The organism is Rhodopirellula sp. UH5 (assembly GCF_056839225.1).
The window spans coordinates 728,550-751,426 of record NZ_CM166390.1 but is presented as its reverse complement, the minus strand read 5'-3'; the positions used below and the strand labels follow the sequence as shown (position 1 = coordinate 751,426).

Sequence of the window (22,877 nt, the reverse complement as noted above, 5' to 3'; positions counted from 1 at the left end):
CAGGACAACCGGAAGGGTTTGCCGACACGGAAGCCTTGAGCTTGATTCGAAGCATCTTGCCACCGGTGCCCGGTGCTCAGCGCTCGTCCGGCAACGTGTCTTCATTCGCGAAGGTTTGAAGTTCTTCGAGGCTCATCGATTCGTCCGAATCCGGCTGCAAATCACTCTCGTCATCCAAACTCACCAAGGGAACCGAACGAGGCGGGTCGTCTTGGCTGCTGGGTGCTTCCGCTGCCCGAGGACGACTGACCACCACGGTGATGTTGTCGACTCCACCAGCCCCGTTCGCCAAGGTGATCAGATGATCGGTCATGGCCTCGATGTCGTCACCGTATTGGTTGACAACCGACAACAACGCGGCTTCGTCGATGTAGCGGGTCAACCCGTCACTGCACAGAACCACGGTGTCATTCTCTTCCAACTCGACGCGGTGGACCTCGGCAATCAGGTCGTTGCGTCCGTGCCCCCCGAGAACGTTCCAGAGCACATTGGACCAACGACTTCCGGCTTCATCTTCCGGTTTCATCCCCCCGGCATCGACCAATTGCTTGGCCAGCGTGTGATCGGTTGTCAGCTGTTTGCACTTGCCCTTGCGAATCAAGTAGCAACGACTGTCCCCCGCATGCACGACATACATTCGCGGCCAAACGATGTAAGACAACGTCAACGTCGTCCCCATCCCGCGATGCTCGGCAGTGCCTTTGGATTCAGACAGCAGTTTGGTATGAGTCTGTTGCAGCAATGCCTTCAATGATTCGATGAACGCTTCATCGTGGTCTTCATCCAAATGAAGAAACCAGTGGACATTGTTGAGCAGCTGAGCGATCAGATGATCAATGGCCAAATTGCTGGCTCGGCGTCCCGCCGCGTGGCCACCCATTCCATCCGCGACCACCAACAATTGCCCGCTGCGTCCCCCAAACAGCGTCGACTCTTTGTCCAGAGGCAAACTGGTGGAATGGATCTGCATCGACTTCCGCAGCTCAGCGATCAGGAACTGATCTTGATTGTCCCCCCGACGCTGCCCAACGTCGGTCCGACCGGCTGCGTGAATCTGTGCTTCTTTGTTCACTGGATCTCTGGGACTCGAATTAGAATCGACGTTCTCAACAGCACAATCGTGCACCATCCCGCACCAACCCATGACCATTCCGATCAACGTGTTCGCTGATCCGAGCCTTCCAGTCATTGTCAGGTGGGCGATGGCCTGCGAAAACGAACAACGTCTCGCGTTCCTCGCATTGTAACGTTCCCCCGTCCTGGTGGTTTATGAATTTGCGTCTGGCTTTGGCGGTTTCGTTCCTGTGGATTCCAGTTGACGTTTCGAAAGCGTCAGGGCAACAGGTTTCTCCTTCACCCAACATTCTGACGACACAACTGCCGGTGAACCAGTCAACGGATACCGTGCGAGTCGCCTCCTTCAACGTTTCGTTGTACGGAAAGAAACCGGGGGACGTCGCAGATCGCTTGCTTGACGGGAACGATTCCCAAGCAACTGATTTGGCGCGTGTGATTCAAGCCATCCGGCCCCACGTCCTGCTGCTCTGTGAAATCGATCATGAACCGGACGGGCGGACGCTGAATGCCTTCGCGGACGAGTACCTGTCTCAGGGCGATTCTCCGCTGGAGTACCCGTATCGCTGGTCAATTCCAACCAACACCGGGATGCTCGGTCAACTTGATCTGGACAACGACGGCGACGTCGAACTCCCCACCGATGCTCATGGTTTTGGTCAGTATCCCGGGCAATATGCCATGGCGATCCTCAGCCAATACCCGATTGACCGGGACGCGGTTCGTACGTTCCAAACGTTCCTCTGGTCGACGATGCCAGGTGCCCTGCGGCCGATTGATCCAGCCACCCAACAGCCTTACCACAGCGACGAGGTTTGGAACTCGCTGCGATTGTCGAGCAAGAACCATGTCGACATCCCGGTGTTGATCCCCCAATCGGAATCCTCCCTGCAACAAGACGGTCGAAAGATTCAAACGATTCCGCTGCACGTGCTGGCCAGCCACCCGACCCCGCCGGTGTTCGACGGCGTAGAAGATCGCAACGGCAAACGCAATCACGATGAAATCCGTTTCTGGAACGAGTACGTCACCAATACGAATGCCGATTGGATGGTGGACGACCACGGCACCGCAGGAGGATTGAAGAACGATTCTCTGGAAACACCGCCGGCGTTTGTGATCGCGGGTGATTTGAATTCCGATCCCAAGCAAGGCGACAGCTTGCGCAGCGGCATCGCCAACCTGCTCAAGAACCCTCGCGTCCAAGACCCGCAACCGACCAGCCCCCAACACGGCATCTCCACCGCGAAATTCGGCCGCAACGAGATTCGAGTCGACTATGTGTTGCCATCGAGCAACCTTGATCTCGTCGGTTCCGCCGTCGTTTGGCCGGACGCTCAAACGGAATTGGGAAAACAAATTCGCGCCACCGACCACCGAATGGTTTGGGTCGACATCCAATGGCCGATCTCGAACTAGAGCTCATCTGCCGGAGCAGCGCCGAAGCGGCTTGATCCGGCCTACCTGAGAAACCGATCACTCATGGAATCGAGTTTCCCCGGGATCGCGTTCCTTCCCCTTTTCGCGGACCAACGCAAGCCGCCCGGTGCGGCGATCCCAGAGGGCTCCCGTCTTTCCACTGCAAAAGAAAGCGGAAAGTTGTTGCGGGACGTTATCTCAGCGGACGTCGTGCAGCTCGACTTTGAAGTGCAACGTTGCGTTGGGCGGGATCGTGGGCGGGCTGCCCATTGCCCCGTAGCCGAGTTCAGGCGGGACTTCCAGTTCGATCATCCCGCCTTCCCCGATCAATTGCACGCCTTCGGTCCAGGCTGGAATCACGCTGGAGAGATTGAAGTCCGTCGAATCGCGCCGGTTGTAGGAACTGTCGAACTCCCGACCGCCTTCCAGCCAGCCGACATAGTCCACCGTCACAAAACTTTCGCGTCCGGGTTTGTCACCCGAACCGACACGCAAAATGCGGTACTTCAACCCCGAATCCGTGGTCGTGAATTCCGTGGGAGCATCCGGATCGGCAGGCCCAGGCGAACTGGTGCGGGTCGTCGGTGCGCATCCCAGTGACAGCATTGCGATCGCCAACACGAACGCGAGAGAAGCATGAGTGAGCTTGCTTGAATGGATCATCGTTTCAGTCGGTCGGTAGCAGCGGAATCGGAATGAACAGCACGGCAAAGCGAAAGAAGCATACTCCCGCCATCGATTTTCGTTGCACGTCTGCCATCTTGGGGCGTGACAGCCTACATTGTCAGACCGAGACAGGACCAGATCCCGACCCAAAACCCAAAAATTGAAGATCGCTCTGAATCATGCCTTTCCGTTACGCAATCTGCAACGAAACATTTGGTGACATGCCCGTCGAAGATGCTCTCCGCATCGCTCGGGAAGCAGGCTACACCGGATGGGAAGTGGCCCCGTTCATGTTGGCCGACGACATTTCCACCTTTTCCAAATCGGATCGTCGCGCCTACCGCGATCAAATCATCGACGCAGACATGCAGTGCGTCGGCCTGCATTGGTTGCTGGCCAAAACGGAGGGCTACCACCTGACGACGCGGGATGCGATCACACGAGCCAGCACGACGGCTTACCTCAGCGACCTGGCGGAACTTTGTTCGGACCTGGGCGGAAAAGTCATGGTTCTTGGATCGCCGCAACAACGCAATCGAACCGAAGGCCAAACGATTGAAGAAGCCATGGAATACGCGGCCGAGGTCCTGCAGGGCGTCATCCCAGCGTTGCACTCCCACGGCGTTCGAATCGCCTTGGAACCTCTCGGCCCGACCGAGGGTGATTTCCTGAACACCGCTGACCAAGGGGTCGAACTGGCTCGCATGCTTGATGATGACCACATCGGTTTGCACTTGGATGTCAAAGCCATGAGCAGCGAGTCGAAGCCGATCGAAACCGTCATCCGCGAACACGCCGATGCGATGATCCATTTCCACGCCAACGACCCCAACCTGCTGGGCCCCGGCATGGGCGACGTGCCGTTTGAGCCCATCATGAAAGCACTGGCGGATGTCGAGTACGACGGCTGGGTCAGCGTCGAAGTGTTCGACTATTCACCCGGCGCTGAAACCCTGGCTCGCCAAAGCATTGCCAATTTGAAAAACAGCGTTGCCTGATCGGCACCTCCCCCCACGCGACGGTTGCCCCTGCGAAACCGTCGTTGCCTTCCCCGCTCTGTTCCCATCGCATCTTGATCGAGGCGTCCCCATGCTTTTGTCCAACTTGATCCACCCCGAGATTTCTGCCATTTGTGCGGCCGCTGGCCACCACAGCACCATTTTGATTGCGGACGGAAATTACCCCGCTTTGAATAAACGCGGGCCCAATGCGAAGCTGGTCAGCCTGAACCTCAGCCCCGGTTTGGTTTCCTGTGACCAAGTTTTGAAAGCCTTGCTTTCCGCGGTTCCCGTGGAAGCCGCGATGACCATGCAAACCGAAACCGACGGCCCTTACGCCCTCGATGGCGATCCACCGGTCTGGGAAGAATACCGTCAGTCATTCCAAGACGCCGGCAGCAGCGTCGAACTGCAACCACTCGAAAAGTGGTCGTTCTACGACCACGTGATCACCGACGACCATGTGCTGACCATCCAAACCGGAGACCAACAGCGCTATGCCAACCTTCTGCTCACCCTCGGTGTGCGGATGGATGGATGAGCTTCGAAAAACTGTCTCGCTGGATGCTGCCGATCGCTCCGTTGGTCGCACTCGGCATCTGCTGGTACGCCCATCAGGCTGGACTGTCAGCGCCCGCGACCGCGTGTGCTGGCGTGGCCATCGTGTGCGCGATGTGGTGGATTTTCGAATGCCTGCACATCGCTGTGGTGGGACTGCTGCCGTTTGTGGCGCTGCCGACACTGGGCGTGGTCAGTCACCGCGACATTGCCGTGGCCTACGGGCACACAATGATCCTGCTGTTGTTGGGCGGATTTCTGCTATCCGCCGCGATGGAACGTAGCGGGGCTCACCGCCGGATCGCGATCAACATGGTGCGATTGGTCGGCGGACGCGGTGGAAAACGCTTGGTGCTGGGATTCATGCTGGCCACCGCTTCGCTGTCGATGTGGATCAGCAACTCCGCCACCGCCCTGATGATGCTGCCAATCGCATTGGCGGTGCTGTCACAAGCCGACGATCCGAAATTGCGCGTCCCACTGCTGCTGGGGATTGCGTATTCGGCCAGCGTCGGTGGCATGGCGACTCCCATCGGGACACCACCTAACGTGGTCTTCATGGGCGAAATGCAAACCAAATTCGGTGTCGACGTCCCCTTTGGCACTTGGATGATGTTTGGCTTGCCCGTCACCCTCATCATGCTACCGATCATCTGGTGGTGGCTGACTCGAGCGATTGATGACGTTCGCCCCGTCTCGATGCCAAGCATGGCGCCGATCGCACGAAACGAAATTTTGATTCTAATTGTGTTTGCGGTGACCGCCTTTCTGTGGGTCTTTCGTTCCAGTCCACTGGGTGGATGGACGGGATGGCTGCCCTGGGATGGCAGCATGATTGGTGACGCCACCATCGCGCTGGCTGCGTCTTTGTTTCTGTTCATTTGTCCCAACGGCTTGGCCGACGGCGAACGCCTGATGGACTGGGAAACCGCCGCGAAGATTCCTTGGGGAATCTTGATCATGTTTGGTGGCGGCATGGCCCTGGCCACCGGCTTTGACCAATCGGGGTTGAGCGTCGCAATCGGACACCAGCTGGCCTTTTTGAAGAACGCCCCGCCATGGTTGATTGTTTTGTCGGTCTGTTTGCTCGTCACGTTTCTGACCGAAATCACCAGCAGCACCGCCACCGCGATGTTGCTGCTTCCCATCTTGGCGGCGCTGTCGCTGGAAGTTGGCCTGCCGCCCGAATTGCTGATGCTGCCGGGAACGATCAGTTGTTCCTGTGCGTTCATGCTGCCCGTCGCGACGGCTCCCAATGTGATCGTGTTTGGTGCCGGCGGCATTCGAACCGATGAGATGGCACGCAACGGTTTGTTCCTGAACCTGATTGCCGCCGTTGTGATTACGATGGTCTCCTTGACCGTCGCGGGAATGGACTGGATGCCGCGACTGGATCTTGCCCCACCAGTCCATGAAAGTGAATCCTCGAATGAATCCAGTACGTCGGCGGCTGTTGGCTTGGGTCGCAATCACATCTTCCTCGCTTCTGGCATCCCCCCTTTTCGCGGATGAACCTGGCTCCAACGACGCCGCAACCCACTCGCGTTCGGTCGTCCAATCCGGCGCCACGTTGAAACTGGTCGGCGACTCCTACCAGTTCACCGAAGGCCCGATCGCGGACGATGATGGCAACGTGTACTTCACCGACCAACCCAACGACCGGATCGTTCGCTACGACGCCGCCACCGGGCAGTTGGCCGATTGGATGTCCCCCTGCGGTCGCAGCAACGGCCTCGACTTCATCGCGCCGAATCAGTTGATCGCCTGTGCCGACGCCAACAACGAACTGTGGTCCATCGATCTTCGCGATCAGTCGCACAAGGTTCTAATCGACTCGGTCGACGGGCGTCGCTTTGGTGGCCCGAATGATTGCTGGGTCGACACGAACGGAGCGATCTACTTCACCGATCCGCTCTACAAACGCCCCTATTGGAAGCACGAAATCCCCGCCGACAACCCTCGCGGCGTCTATCGTTTGTCCAAGGAAGGAACACTGACCCAAGTCGCGGATGACTTGGTCCAGCCCAACGGGATCATCGGCGACCCCGAAAACCGCCAGCTTTGGATCGCCGACATCGGTGACAAGAAAACCTATCGTTACGACATCGCCGAGGACGGATCGCTCGCCAATCGCAAGCTCTTCTGTGAGATGGGCAGTGACGGCATGACACTCGATCAGGAACGCAACCTCTACCTGACCGGCGGTGCCGGAGTGACCGTCTTCGATGCCGGCGGCAACCAGCTGGAAACGATTGCTGTCCCCAAGGGCTGGACCGCAAACGTGACCTTCGGCGGCAAAGGGCACCAAGAACTGTTCATCACCGCTCAGGATTCGGTCTACACGATTCCAATGCGAGTCAGCGGGTTGCGCTGATTCGTTTTTGACGTCTTTGTAGGCGAGATCCGACCAGGCGTACAAACAACAACGCTTTCGTCGCAGTCCAATGCGATCGCCAGACCGTCGCCGGATTCGCCGGACCGTAGCCGGATTCGCCAAGAATTCGGACCTGTTCCAACTCGAGCCCTGAATCCAGGCGAGTCCAGCTACCGCCAACTTCACGACCCGAACGCGTCAGCGAGGGACCACACTGAATTCTGGCGAATCCAGCTACGTAGGTGGCTTGGTCGATGCGCTGATGTCAGCCACACCGGGCGATTGGATCGAAACGGCTTCGCACGAGTTCGCAATGATTGCTCGGTGCAGAAGCCCTGAGATCACGATCCCCCTTACGACAGGTCCACTCGGCCAGTGCTGTCGCCGATTTGTTCGGCTGGCGTGCCGACGACGTCGAGCATGCTGAGGAACAAGTTCGCCATGGGGGTCTCTTCCGCGACTTGCAGGTACCGGCCCGTTTTGATCTGACCTCCGCCACCACCCGCCAAAATGATTGGCAGGTCATGGTGGGTGTGCCGGTTCCCATCGCCCAATCCGCTGCCGTAAAGCACCATCGAATTGTCTAACAAAGTCCCGTCCCCTTCTTGGACCGATTCCATTTTCTCTAGGAAATATGCGAATTGCTCCACGAGATACTGATCGATCTTTTGGATCTTCTCCACGGTCTCCGTCTTGTTGCGGTGGTGGCTCAATCCGTGGTGAGCTTCCTTCACACCAATTTCAGGGTAGGTGCGATTGCCGCCGGCTGTGTCCAGCATGAATGTGGCGACGCGCGTGGTGTCGGTTTGGAAACCAACGACCATCAGATCATACATCAACCGAGCGTGTTCACGGAACGCCGTGACGCGTCCCATCGGGACCTCCAAATCGGGCAGCGATTTGCGATCTTCCGCTTCGGTTTGCTCAATCCGAGTCTCAATCTCGCGAACGCTGGTGAAGTACTCATCCAGCTTGCGTTTGTCGGTCTTGCCAACTTGCTTCATCAAACGTTCGGCATCATCACGGACCACATCCAGAATGCTCGTCCGAGCCATCCGTTGCTTGCGTTCCAAGGCTGCGTCGCCGGAACCGAACATACGCTCGAACGCCAGCCGTGGAATGGTTTCCTGGGGCATTGGCTGCGATTCGTTTTTCCAGGAGATGTTCGAAGAGTACGCACAGCTGTACCCCGAGTCACAACTGCCTGCGTTGCGGCTGCCCTTCAATCCGAGTTCGATCGAAGGCAAACGAGTTTGTCCAGCAAGCGCTGTCGCGGCGACTTGGTCGAGCGAGATGCCGAGCCGAATGTTGCTGCTGGTTTTGACTGGCCGAGCCGCCGTCAAGAAGGTCGATCCACCACGAGCGTGGTCACCGGCACCATCTTTGCCAGCTCGTCCGTTCTCGTGGGCCAAATTCGAGATCACGTTGAGTTTGTCTTTGTAGGCTGCCAACGGTTTGAGCGTCTCGCCCATTTCCCAGTTGTCGCCATCCACTGTGGGACGCCATGAAGGCTGAATGACTCCGTTGGGAAAGAACACACAGGCCATGCGGACCGGACGCGATGCATCGGTGATTTGCAGCGTTTCCTTCGCCGCGTAAGCGCTTCGGCCAGCGGGCGTCATCGCCTCGAGCAACGGCAAACCGAGCGCCAGCCCGGATGCTCGTAGCATCGTGCGTCGACTCAATCGGGACGAGCCGATTTGAACGATGGCATTGGGTTGATTCGGAGCAGGGGGGACGTTCATCGAGTCTTTCATTTGACTTTCCTTAGTTCTGGCGAGGAGCCGTTGGCAGGCAGGAACGAACGATCAAGAGGCAGGGACACTGGTGGACAAAAACGGAGGGCTGTTGATGACACCTTCCACAAGGTCTCCCAATCGGAAACCATCGCTCTGGGTGTCGTTCAGAATGGCTTCGACAAAGCAACGATCGGCAGGTCGCAATTCACGACCGATGGCGAACGAGAGCAATCGTCGAACGGTTGTATCGGCAAAACGTCGGCCTTCTGTGTTTGCCAACATTTCACTCAGTTCCATCGCGCCGCGGAAGGACCGGCCTCCCGGCAGCTCACCTGTGGCATCCGCCACCGAGGGGTCACTGGGCGGACGAAGTCGACCAAGGTGATCCATCGTCTCCAAACCAAATCCCAACGCATCCATCACACGGTGACAGGAGGCGCAACCGGGATCAGCGCGGTGCAATTCTAACTGTTCACGCAACGTCGCATCGGCCGAAGCCGCGCGGGTGGCTTCCAGCTCTGGAACGTTCGGTGGGGCTTCCGGTGGTGGCGTCCCCAACACGTTCTCAAGAATCCATTTGCCTCGCAAAACCGGTGAATTCCGAGTTGGATAGCTGGTCAGTGTCAGCACACCGGCGTGGCCCAAAATCCCACGTCGACCGGCATCCGCCAGAGAAACCTTTTGCAGCTTGTTCGCTTCCTGCGGATTCGGAAGCTCAACGCCATACCAATCCGCCAACGAATCGTTGACGAACGTGTAGTCCGCGGTCAGCAATTCCGTGACGGGCAAATTGTTCTTCAACACATGGTCGAACAACGCGTGCGTTTCGGCGGCCAAATGGTCGACCGTGATCGAAGGACCTTCTTCGTTGCCACCAAACGCTGCCATGTCGCGCGCGTTCAGGTTGCCCAAACCAAACCACTGAGTCGCAAATTGTTCACCCAGTGAATTCGACTTGGGGTCGTCCAGCATCCGGCGGATTTGATAGCGACGTTTGGACTCGTCAATCAACTCGTTTTGCTTTGCAGCGTTCAACAACGCATCGTCCGGGAGACTGCTCCACAAAAAGAACGAGAGCCGACTGGCCAACTGGGCCGAGGACAGCGGAACGGCCTCCCCCGATGCAGCCAACTCGCGGGCTTCCTCCGATTTAGGAAGTTCGATGCGGAACAGGAAACTCGGCGAACATAGAATCGCTGTGATGGCTTGTTGCATCCCCACATAAAAGGACTCTTGTCGGTCAGTCGCCCCTTCCACCAACTTCGCATATCGCGTGACCTCTTCGTCGCTGACTTCCCGACGAAATGCCCGTCGCATCAACGGCTCCAAGTTGACCTTGGCTGCCTTGGAGACATCTTCCCAACGATCGCCACGCTGGCGAGCCATGCGTGGGATCAGCTGTTTCTGCGTCGGTGGCAGATCCTGGCGAGTGTGCGCCGAGGGACCGTCGATCGAGACGGTTTTGAACTTGAAGTTGAACTCTTCGCTCGAAATCCGACGATCGATCTCGACCTTTTCGCCGGCGGGCAACACCGTCTTAGCGAGTTCTTCGTCCGTGAATGCTTGCACACGCTTGGAAATTGATTCGCCAAGTCGCCACGGATCTTTCCGATCTTCGGGCTTGGGCAACTCGTCGGCCCACGTGTCCGTCGGTGAAAAGAAAAACCGATGCTTGCCGGGCGTCAATGTTTTCCGAAATGACTCACCATCGGTCGGGCCGCTCTTTTCTTGGTAATTGAAATCCAGCACTTCAATCAAGCGTCCCTGCTCGTCGTGCACCATCACACAACGATTGACTTTGTCGTTGACGTCTTCCTTGTCGTCGTTGTCCTTGTCTTCGTCATCGTTGTCGTCGTTGTCCTTCTCAGCAGATTCCTTGCCCAACTTCCGCAAAGCCGATCGGGTCAGGTTCGTGCCCCCGCGAATGTCGAAGGAGTATTCGCCTTCAATCGGAACCTCGACTTCCACCCAAACCATCCCGTCGCCACGTATGAACCATTCGCCAAAGGAGGCCAGTTTGGCTTCACCGATTGTGTTCAGGGTCTGATCTGCAAACGTCTTTTTGAGCGAAGGAAGTGTGCTTGGATCAACGATCAGCGATGACGCAACGGACTCGCCCGCCTTCAGGTACTTTTCCATCAGCATCGTCGACAACGACAACACATCGGCGTTGTTGTCGAATCCACCGCCGACTTCATCGGACGGGAACTGATCCGCGGGACGCAAATCGACGCCAAACAAATCGCGAATCGCGTTGTTGTATTCGGCGCGGTTCAGACGACGTGCCGTCACGCGTCCAGGCTTGGGACGCAAATCACACGTCGCGTGATAAACCAAATCGTCCAACTGGTCGGCCAGTTCACGACGCTCTTCAACGGTTGGAAGCGCCGAGTCTTCCGGCGGCATCGCGCCAAACCGAATCATGCTGATCGAGTGCATCGCCAACTCGCTGTTGTCGCGAACTTTTTCCGCGGTGCTGAGCAACGACAGATCGACCTCGGCTTCCTGATAATCGGCGTTGTGACAATCGAGGCAGAACTCTTCCAATTTCAGAAACCCAGTGGTTTCCCAATTGGAAGGATCAACCGTCAACGGTTCACTTGATTTCGATTCAGCGGGCTTGGACTCAGCGGGGGCGTCCTCGTCGGCTTTGGCTGGTGAAAAAGCCAACAAAACCAGTGCACTCGCGAGCGATAACAACACGCGAGGCCATCGAGTTCCCGGCAGGATGCAATTGGATCTCATGGGCGGGGCGAGCGTTCCACAACCGAGCTGGATTGTCTCCAATCTCTCTCCGTTGGGCGGCTCAGTCGTAAAGGTAGGTGGGAGGGGTGAGGCAGGACCGCAAGCATTGTACGCAATCGCCCACTGCGGGCGATCAAAACAAGTCGCAGCACCTTTGATTGTAGCAGGTTGAGCAGGCTGACCGAAGAGCTTTCGCAAAATCGATGGAGAATTCAAATGCGTCGTTCCCAGCGTTTCAACCGGCAATTCACTGAAAGTCAGGCCCCGAAAGGCCTCGCTGGAGAACATTTTCAACCGAACTGCCTCCGGACGCTGCTTTCATACTGAATCTGGTGGAGATCGGTTCGTCGCCGTGGCCTCCCGCTGGCCCCGATTTTCCACGCCAGTAAGACAGAAATCCAGCGTTTCCATGGGCCCACCGCGCCCTGAATTTGCCCCGGTGGAGCCCTTCAGATACTGGGACGGGTGTTCCGATTGTTGGGCCCCGCTCGTTGCTGATTGACTTTTCGCCAGCTCAGTCGCGGGCCCACGCCCCCAACGATGGACTTCGAACGCTAGAATTCCGCTACCAGGATTCCGTTCGGAGTTTGGGTTGGTCACCGTTTGACCCTGCCCCCCAACCGCCCTAGGCTTTGCAACGATTTCGAGACCGCACACAGGAGACGCGACGTGGGATTGTTTGATCTGATTCGTTCCGAGTTGATCGATATCATCGAATGGATCGATGACACACAACACACTTTGATGTGGCGGTTCCCTCGGCACGACAACGAAATCAAAAATGGGGCACAATTGATTGTCCGCCCCGGCCAAACCGCCGTCTTTGTTTACAAAGGCGAAATCGCGGACATCTATCCTCCCGGCCACTACCAACTGACGACGGACAACATGCCCGTCATGACGACGTTGCAAGGTTGGAAATACGGATTCAACAGCCCATTCAAAGCCGAAGTCTACTTCGTCAGCACTCGCCAACTCACCGATCTGAAATGGGGAACTCCCAACCCGATCATGCTGCGAGACCCCGAATTCGGACCGATCCGAATTCGTGCCTTCGGAACCTACGCGCTGCGTGCGGTGGATCCCAAAGCGTTGCTGCTGGAAGTGGTTGGCACCAACGGTGAATTCGGTGCCGACGACGTCAACGTGTTGTTGCGATCGATCATTCAATCGTCGTTTGCGGATCTGATCGGTTCGTCACAGATCGCAGCCTTGGATCTGGCCAGCAACTACGAACAACTCGCCGCCCAACTTCGCGAGCGCGTCGTTGAAAAGATCGACGACGAATATGGGCTGGATTGCCCGCAATTGTTCATTGTCAACATTTCTTTGCCCGAGTCGGTCGAGAAAGCTCTGGACACGCGAACCAGCATGGGCGTGATCGGAGACATGAACCGGTTCCAGCAGTTCCAGATGGGCCAAGCGATGACGTCCGCCGCCGAAAATGGTGGCGGCGGTGGAGCAGCCGAAGGCTTGGGGCTCGGACTTGGCGTCGCTATGGCCGGACGCATGATGCCGGGTGCCATGACGCCCGGTGCTGCAGCGCCCGCCGCGGGCCCCGCCGGCCCTCCACCACCTCCCGCCGCGACCGCTTGGTATGTGGCCAAAGACGGTGTCACACACGGCCCGTTCACTCCCGACCAAGTTCGTTCCGGAATCGGCAGCGGAGAAATGGGAGCCGAATCCATGGTCTGGGCAACTGGGATGAGTGGTTGGTTGATGGCCAAGGATGTTCCCGCCCTGGCACCCATGTTGGCCGCAGGCAGCCCGCCGCCTCCACCACCAGCCAACTGATCCAGGCACCTGAATTTTCACGGCCGCCGTGATGGAACAATGACAACGGAGTGAACTGCGTGCCCGCAACGCCCCTCAATGCACCAGAAAACGCGACAAAACAACGATCTGCGGCTGCGCCCTCGATCAGCGTCGGCGGCCAGTGGATCGTGGATGCATCCGGATGCGATTCGAAAGCACTGCAGTCTTTGAGCACCATCCAGTCGGTTTGCCAGGACGTGATCGCAGCGCTGGGACTGAAAGTCATCGGGGATCCGCCAGCCCATGTCTTTGGTCCGCCACACGGCGTCACCGCGTTGTACCTGCTTTCCGAATCTCATCTGGCCGTGCACACCTACCCAGAACATGGCGTCGCCACATTCAACCTGGTCTGCTGTCGCGAGACGGCGGTCTGGGATTGGCAGTCGCAATTGCAGTCCCGTTTGAGTGCGGCCCACGTGCGAATCCGGCATCTCCGCCGAGGAGCCTGGGCAGAAGCAGGTGACGAGGTCAACGAATGAAGGTTCGCCGCGCATCATGCCCCGGTTGCGGGGCGCCCGTTGAATTCCGCTTTGGAAACTCAATGGTCAGCGTCTGCGAATTTTGCCACACCGCCGTCGCACGCGGCGACAAAAACATCGAGGACTACGGCAAAGTCAGCGACCTCGTCGAAACCGACTCGGTCGTCCAGCTTGGCTCCACTGGATCGTTTCGTGGCAAGCCGTTCGAAGTCATCGGCCGCGTTCAGTACGACCACGCCGCCGGCGGAGTCTGGGACGAATGGTACCTGCGATTCCCCGGTGACAAGATGGCTTGGTTGGCCGAGGCTCAAGGCCAATTGCACCTGACGTTTGAACGACCCGTCCGCGTCAAATCACCGTTGCCCGACTTTGATTCGTTGTCGCTCGGACAAATGGTTCACTACGGCGGTCAAGACCTCACGGTCGCGGAGACCGGCGTTGCCAAAGCCCGCTCGGCTCAAGGTGAAATCCCCTGGCAATTCCGTCCCGGCGATGATCATCGCTACGTCGATCTGCAAGGTGCTGCTGAACCCGATGGAGGGGCCTGGTTTGCCACGTTCGATTATTCGCGTGGCGAACAACACACCTACGTCGGCCGCACCGTCACCCAAGAGAAGCTGAACCTGTCGACTCCTGATTGGCAGCCCGATCCGGGGTCGGGAACCATCGCGGTCGCCTCGCTGCACCTGAATTGCCCCAAGTGCGGAGGTTCACTCGACCTGCATGCTCCCCGAGAAACCTTGCGAGTCGGTTGCCAGCACTGTGGCGCCTTGCTGTCCAATGACGACGGACGCCTCAAACTGCTGACCATGCTGGAGAAGCGTGAACTGCACTCCTCCTTGCCGCTCGGCGTTCGGGGCACGATCCAGGGCACGGAATACATCGTCATTGGAATCATGGCTCGCTTTGTCCGCTACGCAGGCACCACCTACCCCTGGACCGAATACCTGCTGTATGCACCTGGGGTTGGCTTCCGTTGGCTGGTGGAAAACGATCGCCATTGGTCGTTTGTCCAACCCGTCACCGGTCACGCCATGGACCCACACTCGAACCGGATCCATCACGATGGCGATTCCTTCCGGATCTATGACCGCGCCACCGCGATCGTCCGCCACGTGATTGGAGAGTTTTACTGGAAAGTCCAGCAAGGCGATTGTGTCGAAACCGCTGACTTCATCGCCCCGCCGCGCATGCTCTCAATCGAAGACAGTTTCGCGGGCCAAACTCACGAGCGGATTGTGTCACTGGGCACCTACATGAAGCCAGATGAAATCGAAGCCGCTTTCGAGGTTGAGGATTTGACGCGTCCCTGGGGCGTGGGAGTCATTCAACCTCCACCGACGATTTCATTTGGAGTCTGGGTTGCTTGGGTGGCCTTTTGTTTTTACATGTTCATCATTTACCTGGGCAACCATCGACCATCGACATCGGCAACGCCCGCCGCCGATGGATGGATGCTGTTTTACGCGTTGTCATTTGTCTCCGCGATTCCGATCGGTTGCCTGGTGTTCAAATACAACTTCGAAGTCTCCCGTTGGAAAGACAGTGACTTCAGTCCCTATGCCAGCAGTGATGACTGATGAAATTACTCCGTCTCTATCTGATCCTTGGCACGCTCGTCTGCGCCTGGTATTCCGTGGCGGCCTTCAAAGGTTGGCAAGCCATCAACTTTGGCATTGTCGACAACATGGGCAGCAGCGGTGGCGGAGGCCGCGCGTACGGCGGGTCGTGGGGCGGCGGAAAATGATGCCATCCAGTTGATCCCTCGGCACGCAACAGTCGTCCCGCATCGGATGCCCCTTCAACGAACACTCGACCACTCATCGAACCAAACAAATCCAAAAGGCAGAAACCATGATTGATCACCTCCGCGGATTGGCACAGGCGACGGAAACGCTTCCCACCAGCACCGGTCTGGAACTGTTGCTGCAACACCTGGTCGCCGCTTGTGTGTTTTCCGTTGTTGGGATCGTGGTCTTCCTAGGCTGCCTGGTGTTGATGGAAAAACTCACACCATTCTCGATCCTTCACGAGATTGGCGAAGAACACAACTTGGCCGTCTCGATCGTCGTCGCCGCCATTGTGCTCGGCATATCAATCATCATCGCGGCGTCCGTCATCGGTTGAGCCATCTCGACACGCTTCTTCGCATCCCAATTCCGCGTCCAACCGCCACGCTAGCCATCCAGACATTGTCCCCTGTCCCCCCCGAAACGCGTTTCGGGGGACAGGGCAAGCGTTGGGCTGCTTGAACTGGAGGGGCGATACGGAAAATGCGGCGTTGGTTTCTGTTCTGCCCTGCACCCCAACGGGCAGCTCCTCAGCAGGTCGGCAGGAATGATCGGGCATAATCATGTGAGTTAGCCTGGACTGCTTCACCCTCGTAGCAAGTGCGGCGAGCAAAGCGAGCGTCCAGCCGAAGAACCAATTCACCCTCTTGGCAGGAGGGTCGAGCAAAGCGAGAGGAGGTCGAACGCAAACACCCCCGTCCATTGAAAAAGTGAAATTGACAATTGCAAATTGCAAAACGACTTGCCACTCCCCTGTTCAACGCCGCCGCGCCAGCAAGTCGGCCACTCGTAGGCCAGGTCCCACCTGGCACTGGTTCTTTGGGGACGTTCGAAAAATAAATGATGGTTGGCGTCTCGGTTTCGCCCCGGATGGGGCCGTCGTGCTTAGCTCGGGGCGGAAGCCCCGAGAGACCGATGCCGAAAAACAAACGGTCGCCCCGGATGGGGCCGTCGTGGAAGTTAGGTGGCGTCCCTCGCTCAAGCGTCGCGTTGTGATGGGCACTCTTGCGCGTCGGAGTTTTGGATGTCGGCCAAGAACGGCCACCCCACAACAAAATCGACGCGTCCAAACCGAACGGGTCGGAAAGCGAGCGTCCAGCAAAAAAACCAATTCACCCTCCGGGCAGGAGGGTCAAGCGAGGGGAGGTCGAACGCAAACACCCCGGTCCATTGAAAACGACACCGTGGTCATTGCAACCAGCCGTCTCACCCGGCCTCAGCCAAGTCCCCATCCTGCATCAACCGATCCAACGGACTGACCACCTTCGACTCATGCGGATTTCGCACGTGCGTGTAAATCTCCGTCGTCTTCACATCGCTGTGTCCCAGCAACTGATTCGATCTTCGCCCAACGTTGCTTCTGTTCGGCACTCGCCGGTTTCGAATACATCCCCATCCAAACTCAGCTCCCGCACGTCAACCGCGCCATCCAATTCGCGTCCTCCAACCTGCCACCTCAGCAAGTCGCTCACCCCGTCGTTTTGCAGCCCAAGAGGCTTAGGCTTCCAGCCTGAGAATCCTCCCTCCCAACCCACAGCGTAAGCGACGCGTGAACAACAAGTGACGATGTTAGCGGTGTGGCGCAAGCCGCCCGGTGAGGAACCGGAGGGCTTGCGCCCTTCCGCTACGTCACTTGTTGTTCACGTGGTTCTAAGCAAGGCCTCACAGCATCTCCTCCTCCTGCCGATCGGGCATAAGCAAATCGGCAGGAAGGATCGGGCAAAACCACGTGAGCCGTTTGGGCGTTAGCCCCGGTTGCACCTGGGAACAGTGGCGTTTGCCATCACAGTCCAAATGCCAAAAGACTCCCGCCGACCTGCATGGAACTCTTCCAAATCGCTCAACCGCAACCTAAATCAGGACCAGCCACCAAAGCTGCCTCACGTGCGTGAACAGGCTAGTGGTCTGTCAAAGTGAAAAGTCAGGGTTGTTCGTAGTGGACGAGGCGACGAGTCCTTGGTTTTGACGCCAGTTCAGGACTCGTCGCCTCGTCCACTACCCTAAAAGCAAGTCGTGACAGACTACTAGACAGGAAAGTCGCTGAAACCACCGCTCAAAGCGTTCGGTTTTGTTCACCGGGTGCAGAAATGCTTGCAAGCCGGATCCGGATCCCCAACAATAAGACGGGAATTCCACTGGACACTTTCGCGAGAAAGAGAAGGCGATCCTTCGCAGCGTAAAAGTTGTCAAAAAAATCTAACGCACCGGTGGAGAACATGCCGCACCGTCCGGTGCGGCATCACGGTGAGAACAAGTCACCCACGTGGAAAAAGTCCGCGCCAACTGATGAGAACAAGTGCCCGGAAGACGACTAATTCCCACCGGCAAACCGTGTAGAATCGACCTCACCACTTATTCCCACCTGTCCAACAGGTGAGAAACAAGTTACCCGACTGAATTCCCTGCCTTCCGAAAACATGCTACTTCTCCCTCGTCTAGCCGCTATCGCAACACTGCTTGCAGCGATGCATTCGTCGATTGCACATTCCGATGATACAGTTGTGTGCGATCACTCGTTCTTTGGACAACCGAACGGTTGGGTCACAACAGAATGGAACATTCCGAAGGAAGCGTTGCAGTCATTGCTCCAACAGTCCCGGCTCGCCCCTGCGGACAAAAAGCAATACTTTGCGTGTCCCAATACGTTCGCCGCGCTTACCTTCTCGCCGAAAGACGGTTTTCGGTTCGTCGTAATTCCGTGTAACTGGGCGGATTTCAAGCCGAAACGCATTTCGCACACAGAGATGAATAAGAGGGTGATGAACCTTGCCGAGATTGAGGCCCTACTAGACACGCCTTCCGTTGGCATGGGTTCTGTGTCGGTTCGCATTTCAGCGTATTGCGGTCATGGTGTCTCGGGGGCGCCACTCTCCCCGGACACCAAAACGCCATCCGATGACGGCGGGTAACCATCGCGTGAACCGGAGAACGCGAGCTGAGCGATTTGGCCGTTAGAGACTTTTCCGCGCGTTCCCGGTTACGCGTAACGTTACCCGACTGAAATTTCTTCGATACTGGCTTGAATGACTGACGATCAATCCAACGGAATGGCCACTCGCCCGAAAGGGCAGTTTTCGATACGCAGCCTGTTCAAGCTGACGACTTGGGCGGCAGTACTGATCTACATCGTCTGGAGTTCATGGGATCACCTTGGCTTGACGCTTGTAGTGTTCGTTGTGCTCTCACCATTTATCTTTTTCGCTGAAATCGTTGACTGGCTTCTTGGCGTAAAACGCTCCTGACGACGTGTGAACAGACTTGATCCGGGTTTGATTCAATGCTCGAACTTGCTTGTGCCACATTCACCACGCTACACTGACCAGTGGTTCAACAGCTTCACGAACGATCACTTGTTCTTTCGCGTTCTCCCTAAACGGCGGGTAACCCTCGCGTGAACCGGAGAACGCGAGCTGAGCGATTTGGCCGTTTGAAACTTTCCCGCGCGTTCCCGGTTACGCGTAACGTTACCCGACTGAACTGACCGACTCTATGTCGAAATTTGATCTGTGAACTACGAAACGAATCCCTACGCTCCAAGTGCAGAGCCGCTTCACGATGGCACCATCGGTGGGAAGTACTACGCACGACTCATCCAATACCGTCGCGAAGGCGGACCCAGCTTTTGGAGCTACTACGGTAAACACTGGCTACTGATGAAGATCGTGCTGGGTATTCTTGCCGCGTTATGCTTTTACCGAACTGGCACACCCGACTACATTGGCTGGGTCATCGTAGGGTACTTGGCCGGGGTGTTCGCGTCCTCTTTCAAAACCCTTCGCGCGCATAAGATATACTGGCCATACTTGGACCGAGTGGTTGACTGGACCTCGGTTGCGGAGCACCGGGGATCTGTAACAAAAGACGGCGGGTAACCATCGCGTGCACCGGAGAACGCGAGCCAGCCGATTTGGCCGTTATAAACATTTCCGCGCGTTCCCGGTGACGCGTGCCGTTCCCCGACTGATTGAATGTTTGCACCGCTCGTCCTGCCCTTCCAAATTACCGTAGCTACCTTCGCGATTCTTTGGTGCTTGGGTGCGATGTCACTTCGGTCCCCAAAGCGAATTGCTTGGCTGACTCTTGCCGGTATGCTCCTCTTCATCCCATCCTGCGTCGGAGTGATGGCAGTTGTCGACTTGCAACGTTACGGTCGATTCGATTACGCAAACGCGTCTCAGGTTCCCAGGGATGGGTACATTGAGATTCCAACAGATGCTACGGACATTACTCTTTATCGAAATGGCGCGGGTCACTGGTCGAAGTTCACCATCGACACTCCGTCGTTACGATCTTGGGTCGACGAGCGTCGTTCATTGCGTCCAGACTTGAATCAACACCATGACGATGATGAATGGCTGCCAAAATTAGGCGGTCCTCTATGGCAGCAGCACATGATCGAATTGAGCCAGCAAGTTTTCAGCGACCGTTTTCCAGATACCGGCTGGACCTACGACCCATCAATGCTGGAATTGTACGTCAGGCGTTCTGACCGAGGTGGCGGCTACACCCTCTGGCATGTACCATCCAGTGGTGACACGTATATCAGCGCCCGATACTGGTAATGCGGCGAACCATTCCGATGCACGGGAGCGGCGAAGTCGCGTTTTGTGACAATTGAACATTCCTCGTCGCCGCCCCGTGATCGGCGACGTTCGTCCGACTGAATCTCACCCGACTTTCGGTAGGCATTTGCGTTTGCACAAGGATAGTACTGTCCATCAGAAAAACGATTTCAGAGTGCGGCGTCGCATAGTTCGCGCCTTATTAGGTCTGGGCGTGATTTGCATCGTCGTTTTCCTGACGGCTAGTTCGACACTAGAGGCCTCTCGCCTCCACTCTGTGGCGGAACGGCTGGCATTTGGTTCTTTACTGACTGGCATTCTTTGCTTCATTGGTGCGTCTGCCATGTATCGTCCCTTCATTCGGAAGTAGGCCGATGATTATATCCATGGCTGTTGGTTAGTGGTATACTTGGCTACAAAGTGAGGGACGCCGCTAGCTACCGAGCGGATAACCATGCGATGGTGACGGAGCGACGGTGGTCGCCGCTTTCGTAAGCTTGCAAGTCAATCGCCGCCGCCCGCACATCGCCAACGTTCGTCGACAGCCTAATGCAACCTAACAGCGATGCAAAGCAATTGAAGTTTGAGCGGTTTGTCACCAAATGGACGGTGGGCGATACCTTCGCATATTGGCTCTGTCTTCTGAGACGCGACTCTAAGCTACCCGCGATACAAGAACTTGCCTCGGCGATGTCCTCCCAGTGCGATATCGAAGAGCAGATGTGTGACCCCGTGGGCTTTTCTGTCATTCATCCATACAGCCCTGATCCATTGATGCCTGTTGCGCCCGTATCCGTGGCCAAGCGATGGTCACCATTTCCCACCGCAGAAAAGAGCCTTGGTCAATGCTCCAAGCTCGAAATGGAAGAGAATGACCACTTGGTATTTGCGTACGCAGTTTGGGCTCCAACGTGGATTGCTGACACTCCTGGGAAGAGCTTTTCCAAAGACCGTCGGCATTTTCACTTTCTTTTGACGTCAGCTAGCGTCGCTGCTGCTGCGAAAGGCATGGATATCTTCTTGGCTGGTAGAATTGGCTGGGACTATGAGACGGAACAGACCGGAATGAATCCCGAAGCGGCCGTAGCTATGTTGACATTCGGGTACCTATTCCCTGATCGCATTCCTCGTTAGCGACGAACCATTCAATGCACGCGAGGCCCGGTTGTGCCGTTAAATGAGTGATCAATCCTTCGCCCGTCCCGCGTGATTCCTACCGTTGTTCGACTGAATCATGCCTAGCGAATCGGAGAATCCATATCGACCGCCCGAGCACGACCAACCGGAACACTATGTCGACGTGCTTCCGACGCCACAGGGCATTCGACGCTTTATCCCAGTCATTGTAGGACTGTCTTTTGTAGGCTACTGGATCGGAGGTTTGTACTTCTTCAAAGAGTGGCAACTCGATCTGATCGAGCTTCCCGAGTTTAAGAAACAGGCTCTCGTAAACGTGTCTGGCTCAATCGCTGTAACCGTCTGTTTATTTATCGCGTTATTGATGCGGCGTCCCATTTCGTTCTTGGTTCTTGACCTGCTTCTGATTTCGCTCCAATGCCGATTGTCCGTTCTTGCTGTGCGATCCGGGATGGTGACGAAGCTTGACGCATCAGTCCCGACGATTCCAATTTGTCTTGCACTGGTGGCCATTGCCTGGCTTGCGTTTGTATACTCACGCCCTCGGCAACGCCGGTGACACGGCGGAATAACCAATAAGGATTTGACTTCGCGTGGATGCGACGGTTGAGTCACTTTCTCTTTCAGCTTTCTTCGTTCGTCGCGGTTCAAAACGCGAGCGCCTAGCCGAAGCTCAAGTCCTCTGTTCAAGAAGCCCGGGGATGAACGCCGAACGGCCAGCCTGTTCTCCCTTGAACTTTGCTTCTGATTCCTGCCCTCCGGTAGAAGGCTCTGGTTCGTTCCAAGAGCAACTCTTCGGTGGTTGGCCACGTGCTCGGATTTTGGTTGGACTGAATCGGACGTGAATGGCACCGATTGAGATTCACTGCCCAGTGGTTTGGAGGCGTGAAATTGTCGTCGCGACGAACCTTCCCCCTTTCGCCCTCCTGAAGACGTTCGGATTCGCTCGGTCGTTTCACTTCCATGGTTCATGCGTTAAGCAGTTCGGCAGGAGTCTTTCAGCATTTTGAATATTTTGGGTAGCGTCGTTGCTCCCACGTACAACCGGGGCTAACGCCCAAAACGCTCACATGGTTATGCCCGACCATTCCTGCCGACCTGCTTACCTCGTCGGTTCTTGATCGGCTTGTACCAGCCTTTTGTCTTTGGGAAGCGGTGAGAATCAGTTCCACGCCGCGCCCGATGACGTCCGAAACCACTCGCACCGTCTCGAACACCCGAACCCAATCCGCTTCGGTGCCCCTTCCTGACGGAACTGAAATCAACGTTCCGCCAGACGACTACGAGCTGTTTCGGCAACTGTTCCGTGAATTGGGACCGGTCAAATCGACACATGAAGCCCCGGGGCTTCCCGGGTTGCCCCAATGCGAAAGGATGCCTTTTGCGGCGGGAAATCTCGCAAATGTCGGGGTGATGGTGCGCGATGACGGTACTTTGACCTATTCGCTTGACGATTCCCACTACAATGGCGGTGATGCGAAACGATTCATCGTGGCCGCTGAATCGATTCGATCGCGATTG

17 protein-coding genes are annotated in these 22,877 nt (G+C 56.8%); 13 read left to right on the top strand and 4 right to left on the bottom strand.

Annotated elements, in window-relative coordinates; translation table 11 throughout:
* Positions 1 to 76: 76 nt before the first annotated feature.
* Positions 77 to 1,072 carry a PP2C family protein-serine/threonine phosphatase gene (locus UH5x_RS02655; RefSeq protein ID WP_482634613.1) on the bottom strand — a complete coding sequence of 332 codons (996 nt, stop codon included), beginning with the start codon at positions 1,070 to 1,072 and terminating at the stop codon, positions 77 to 79.
* Positions 1,073 to 1,269: 197 nt separating this feature from the next.
* Between UH5x_RS02655 and UH5x_RS02650 the strand changes: the two genes are divergently transcribed.
* Positions 1,270 to 2,493: an endonuclease/exonuclease/phosphatase family protein gene (locus tag UH5x_RS02650; RefSeq protein ID WP_482634612.1), complete on the top strand. Its 1,224-nt coding sequence runs from the start codon at positions 1,270 to 1,272 to the stop codon at positions 2,491 to 2,493.
* 198 nt (positions 2,494 to 2,691) lie between these two features.
* On the opposite strand, the gene UH5x_RS02645 is transcribed toward UH5x_RS02650, so the two are convergent.
* On the bottom strand, positions 2,692 to 3,156 hold the full coding sequence (locus UH5x_RS02645; protein ID WP_236696481.1) for an FKBP-type peptidyl-prolyl cis-trans isomerase: 465 nt from the start codon (positions 3,154 to 3,156) through the stop codon (positions 2,692 to 2,694).
* Positions 3,157 to 3,338: 182 nt separating this feature from the next.
* On the opposite strand from UH5x_RS02645, the gene UH5x_RS02640 reads away from it, so the two are divergent.
* The 4 genes from UH5x_RS02640 (at position 3,339) to UH5x_RS02625 (ending at position 7,089) form a co-directional block, all read left to right on the top strand.
* Complete coding sequence (locus UH5x_RS02640; protein ID WP_047816021.1) at positions 3,339 to 4,157, top strand: sugar phosphate isomerase/epimerase family protein; 819 nt, start codon at positions 3,339 to 3,341, stop codon at positions 4,155 to 4,157.
* Positions 4,158 to 4,248: 91 nt separating this feature from the next.
* Positions 4,249 to 4,698, top strand: coding sequence for an RbsD/FucU family protein (locus UH5x_RS02635; protein ID WP_047816022.1), 450 nt, complete (start codon positions 4,249 to 4,251; stop codon positions 4,696 to 4,698).
* Positions 4,695 to 6,227, top strand: coding sequence for an SLC13 family permease (locus UH5x_RS02630; protein ID WP_236696482.1), 1,533 nt, complete (start codon positions 4,695 to 4,697; stop codon positions 6,225 to 6,227). Before UH5x_RS02635 ends, UH5x_RS02630 begins: the two co-directional genes overlap by 4 nt.
* Positions 6,145 to 7,089 carry an SMP-30/gluconolactonase/LRE family protein gene (locus UH5x_RS02625; RefSeq protein WP_482634611.1) on the top strand — a complete coding sequence of 315 codons (945 nt, stop codon included), beginning with the start codon at positions 6,145 to 6,147 and terminating at the stop codon, positions 7,087 to 7,089. The genes UH5x_RS02630 and UH5x_RS02625 overlap by 83 nt, the downstream gene beginning before the upstream one ends.
* A gap of 353 nt (positions 7,090 to 7,442) precedes the next feature.
* Here the strand turns inward: UH5x_RS02625 and UH5x_RS02620 are convergent, their stop codons facing one another.
* The gene (locus UH5x_RS02620) at positions 7,443 to 8,846 is read right to left on the bottom strand and encodes a DUF1552 domain-containing protein (RefSeq protein WP_047816023.1); all 1,404 of its coding nucleotides are present in this window, start codon (positions 8,844 to 8,846) and stop codon (positions 7,443 to 7,445) included.
* 51 nt (positions 8,847 to 8,897) lie between these two features.
* On the bottom strand, positions 8,898 to 11,573 hold the full coding sequence (locus tag UH5x_RS02615; protein WP_482634610.1) for a DUF1592 domain-containing protein: 2,676 nt from the start codon (positions 11,571 to 11,573) through the stop codon (positions 8,898 to 8,900).
* A gap of 669 nt (positions 11,574 to 12,242) precedes the next feature.
* On the opposite strand from UH5x_RS02615, the gene UH5x_RS02610 reads away from it, so the two are divergent.
* The 8 genes from UH5x_RS02610 to UH5x_RS02575 all read left to right on the top strand — a co-directional run bounded on the left by UH5x_RS02610 (position 12,243) and on the right by UH5x_RS02575 (position 21,353).
* Positions 12,243 to 13,367, top strand: coding sequence for an SPFH domain-containing protein (locus tag UH5x_RS02610; protein ID WP_047816025.1), 1,125 nt, complete (start codon positions 12,243 to 12,245; stop codon positions 13,365 to 13,367).
* A gap of 59 nt (positions 13,368 to 13,426) precedes the next feature.
* Positions 13,427 to 13,867: an S-adenosylmethionine decarboxylase family protein gene (locus tag UH5x_RS02605; RefSeq protein ID WP_482634609.1), complete on the top strand. Its 441-nt coding sequence runs from the start codon at positions 13,427 to 13,429 to the stop codon at positions 13,865 to 13,867.
* A 62-nt stretch (positions 13,868 to 13,929) separates the two neighbouring features.
* A complete protein-coding gene (locus UH5x_RS02600) occupies positions 13,930 to 15,447 on the top strand; it encodes a DUF4178 domain-containing protein (RefSeq protein WP_482634608.1) in 1,518 nt (505 codons plus the stop codon).
* Positions 15,447 to 15,614, top strand: coding sequence for a hypothetical protein (locus UH5x_RS02595; protein ID WP_053061238.1), 168 nt, complete (start codon positions 15,447 to 15,449; stop codon positions 15,612 to 15,614). Before UH5x_RS02600 ends, UH5x_RS02595 begins: the two co-directional genes overlap by 1 nt.
* A gap of 107 nt (positions 15,615 to 15,721) precedes the next feature.
* A complete protein-coding gene (locus tag UH5x_RS02590; RefSeq protein ID WP_047816027.1) occupies positions 15,722 to 15,994 on the top strand; it encodes a DUF350 domain-containing protein in 273 nt (90 codons plus the stop codon).
* A 2,686-nt stretch (positions 15,995 to 18,680) separates the two neighbouring features.
* Entirely contained in the window at positions 18,681 to 18,899 is a 219-nt protein-coding gene (locus UH5x_RS02585; RefSeq protein ID WP_482634607.1) for a hypothetical protein, read from the top strand.
* Positions 18,900 to 19,625: 726 nt separating this feature from the next.
* Positions 19,626 to 20,219: a hypothetical protein gene (locus UH5x_RS02580; protein ID WP_482634606.1), complete on the top strand. Its 594-nt coding sequence runs from the start codon at positions 19,626 to 19,628 to the stop codon at positions 20,217 to 20,219.
* Between the two features lie 549 nt (positions 20,220 to 20,768).
* The gene (locus tag UH5x_RS02575; protein WP_482634605.1) at positions 20,769 to 21,353 is read left to right on the top strand and encodes a hypothetical protein; all 585 of its coding nucleotides are present in this window, start codon (positions 20,769 to 20,771) and stop codon (positions 21,351 to 21,353) included.
* The last annotated feature ends 1,524 nt before the right edge of the window (positions 21,354 to 22,877 follow it).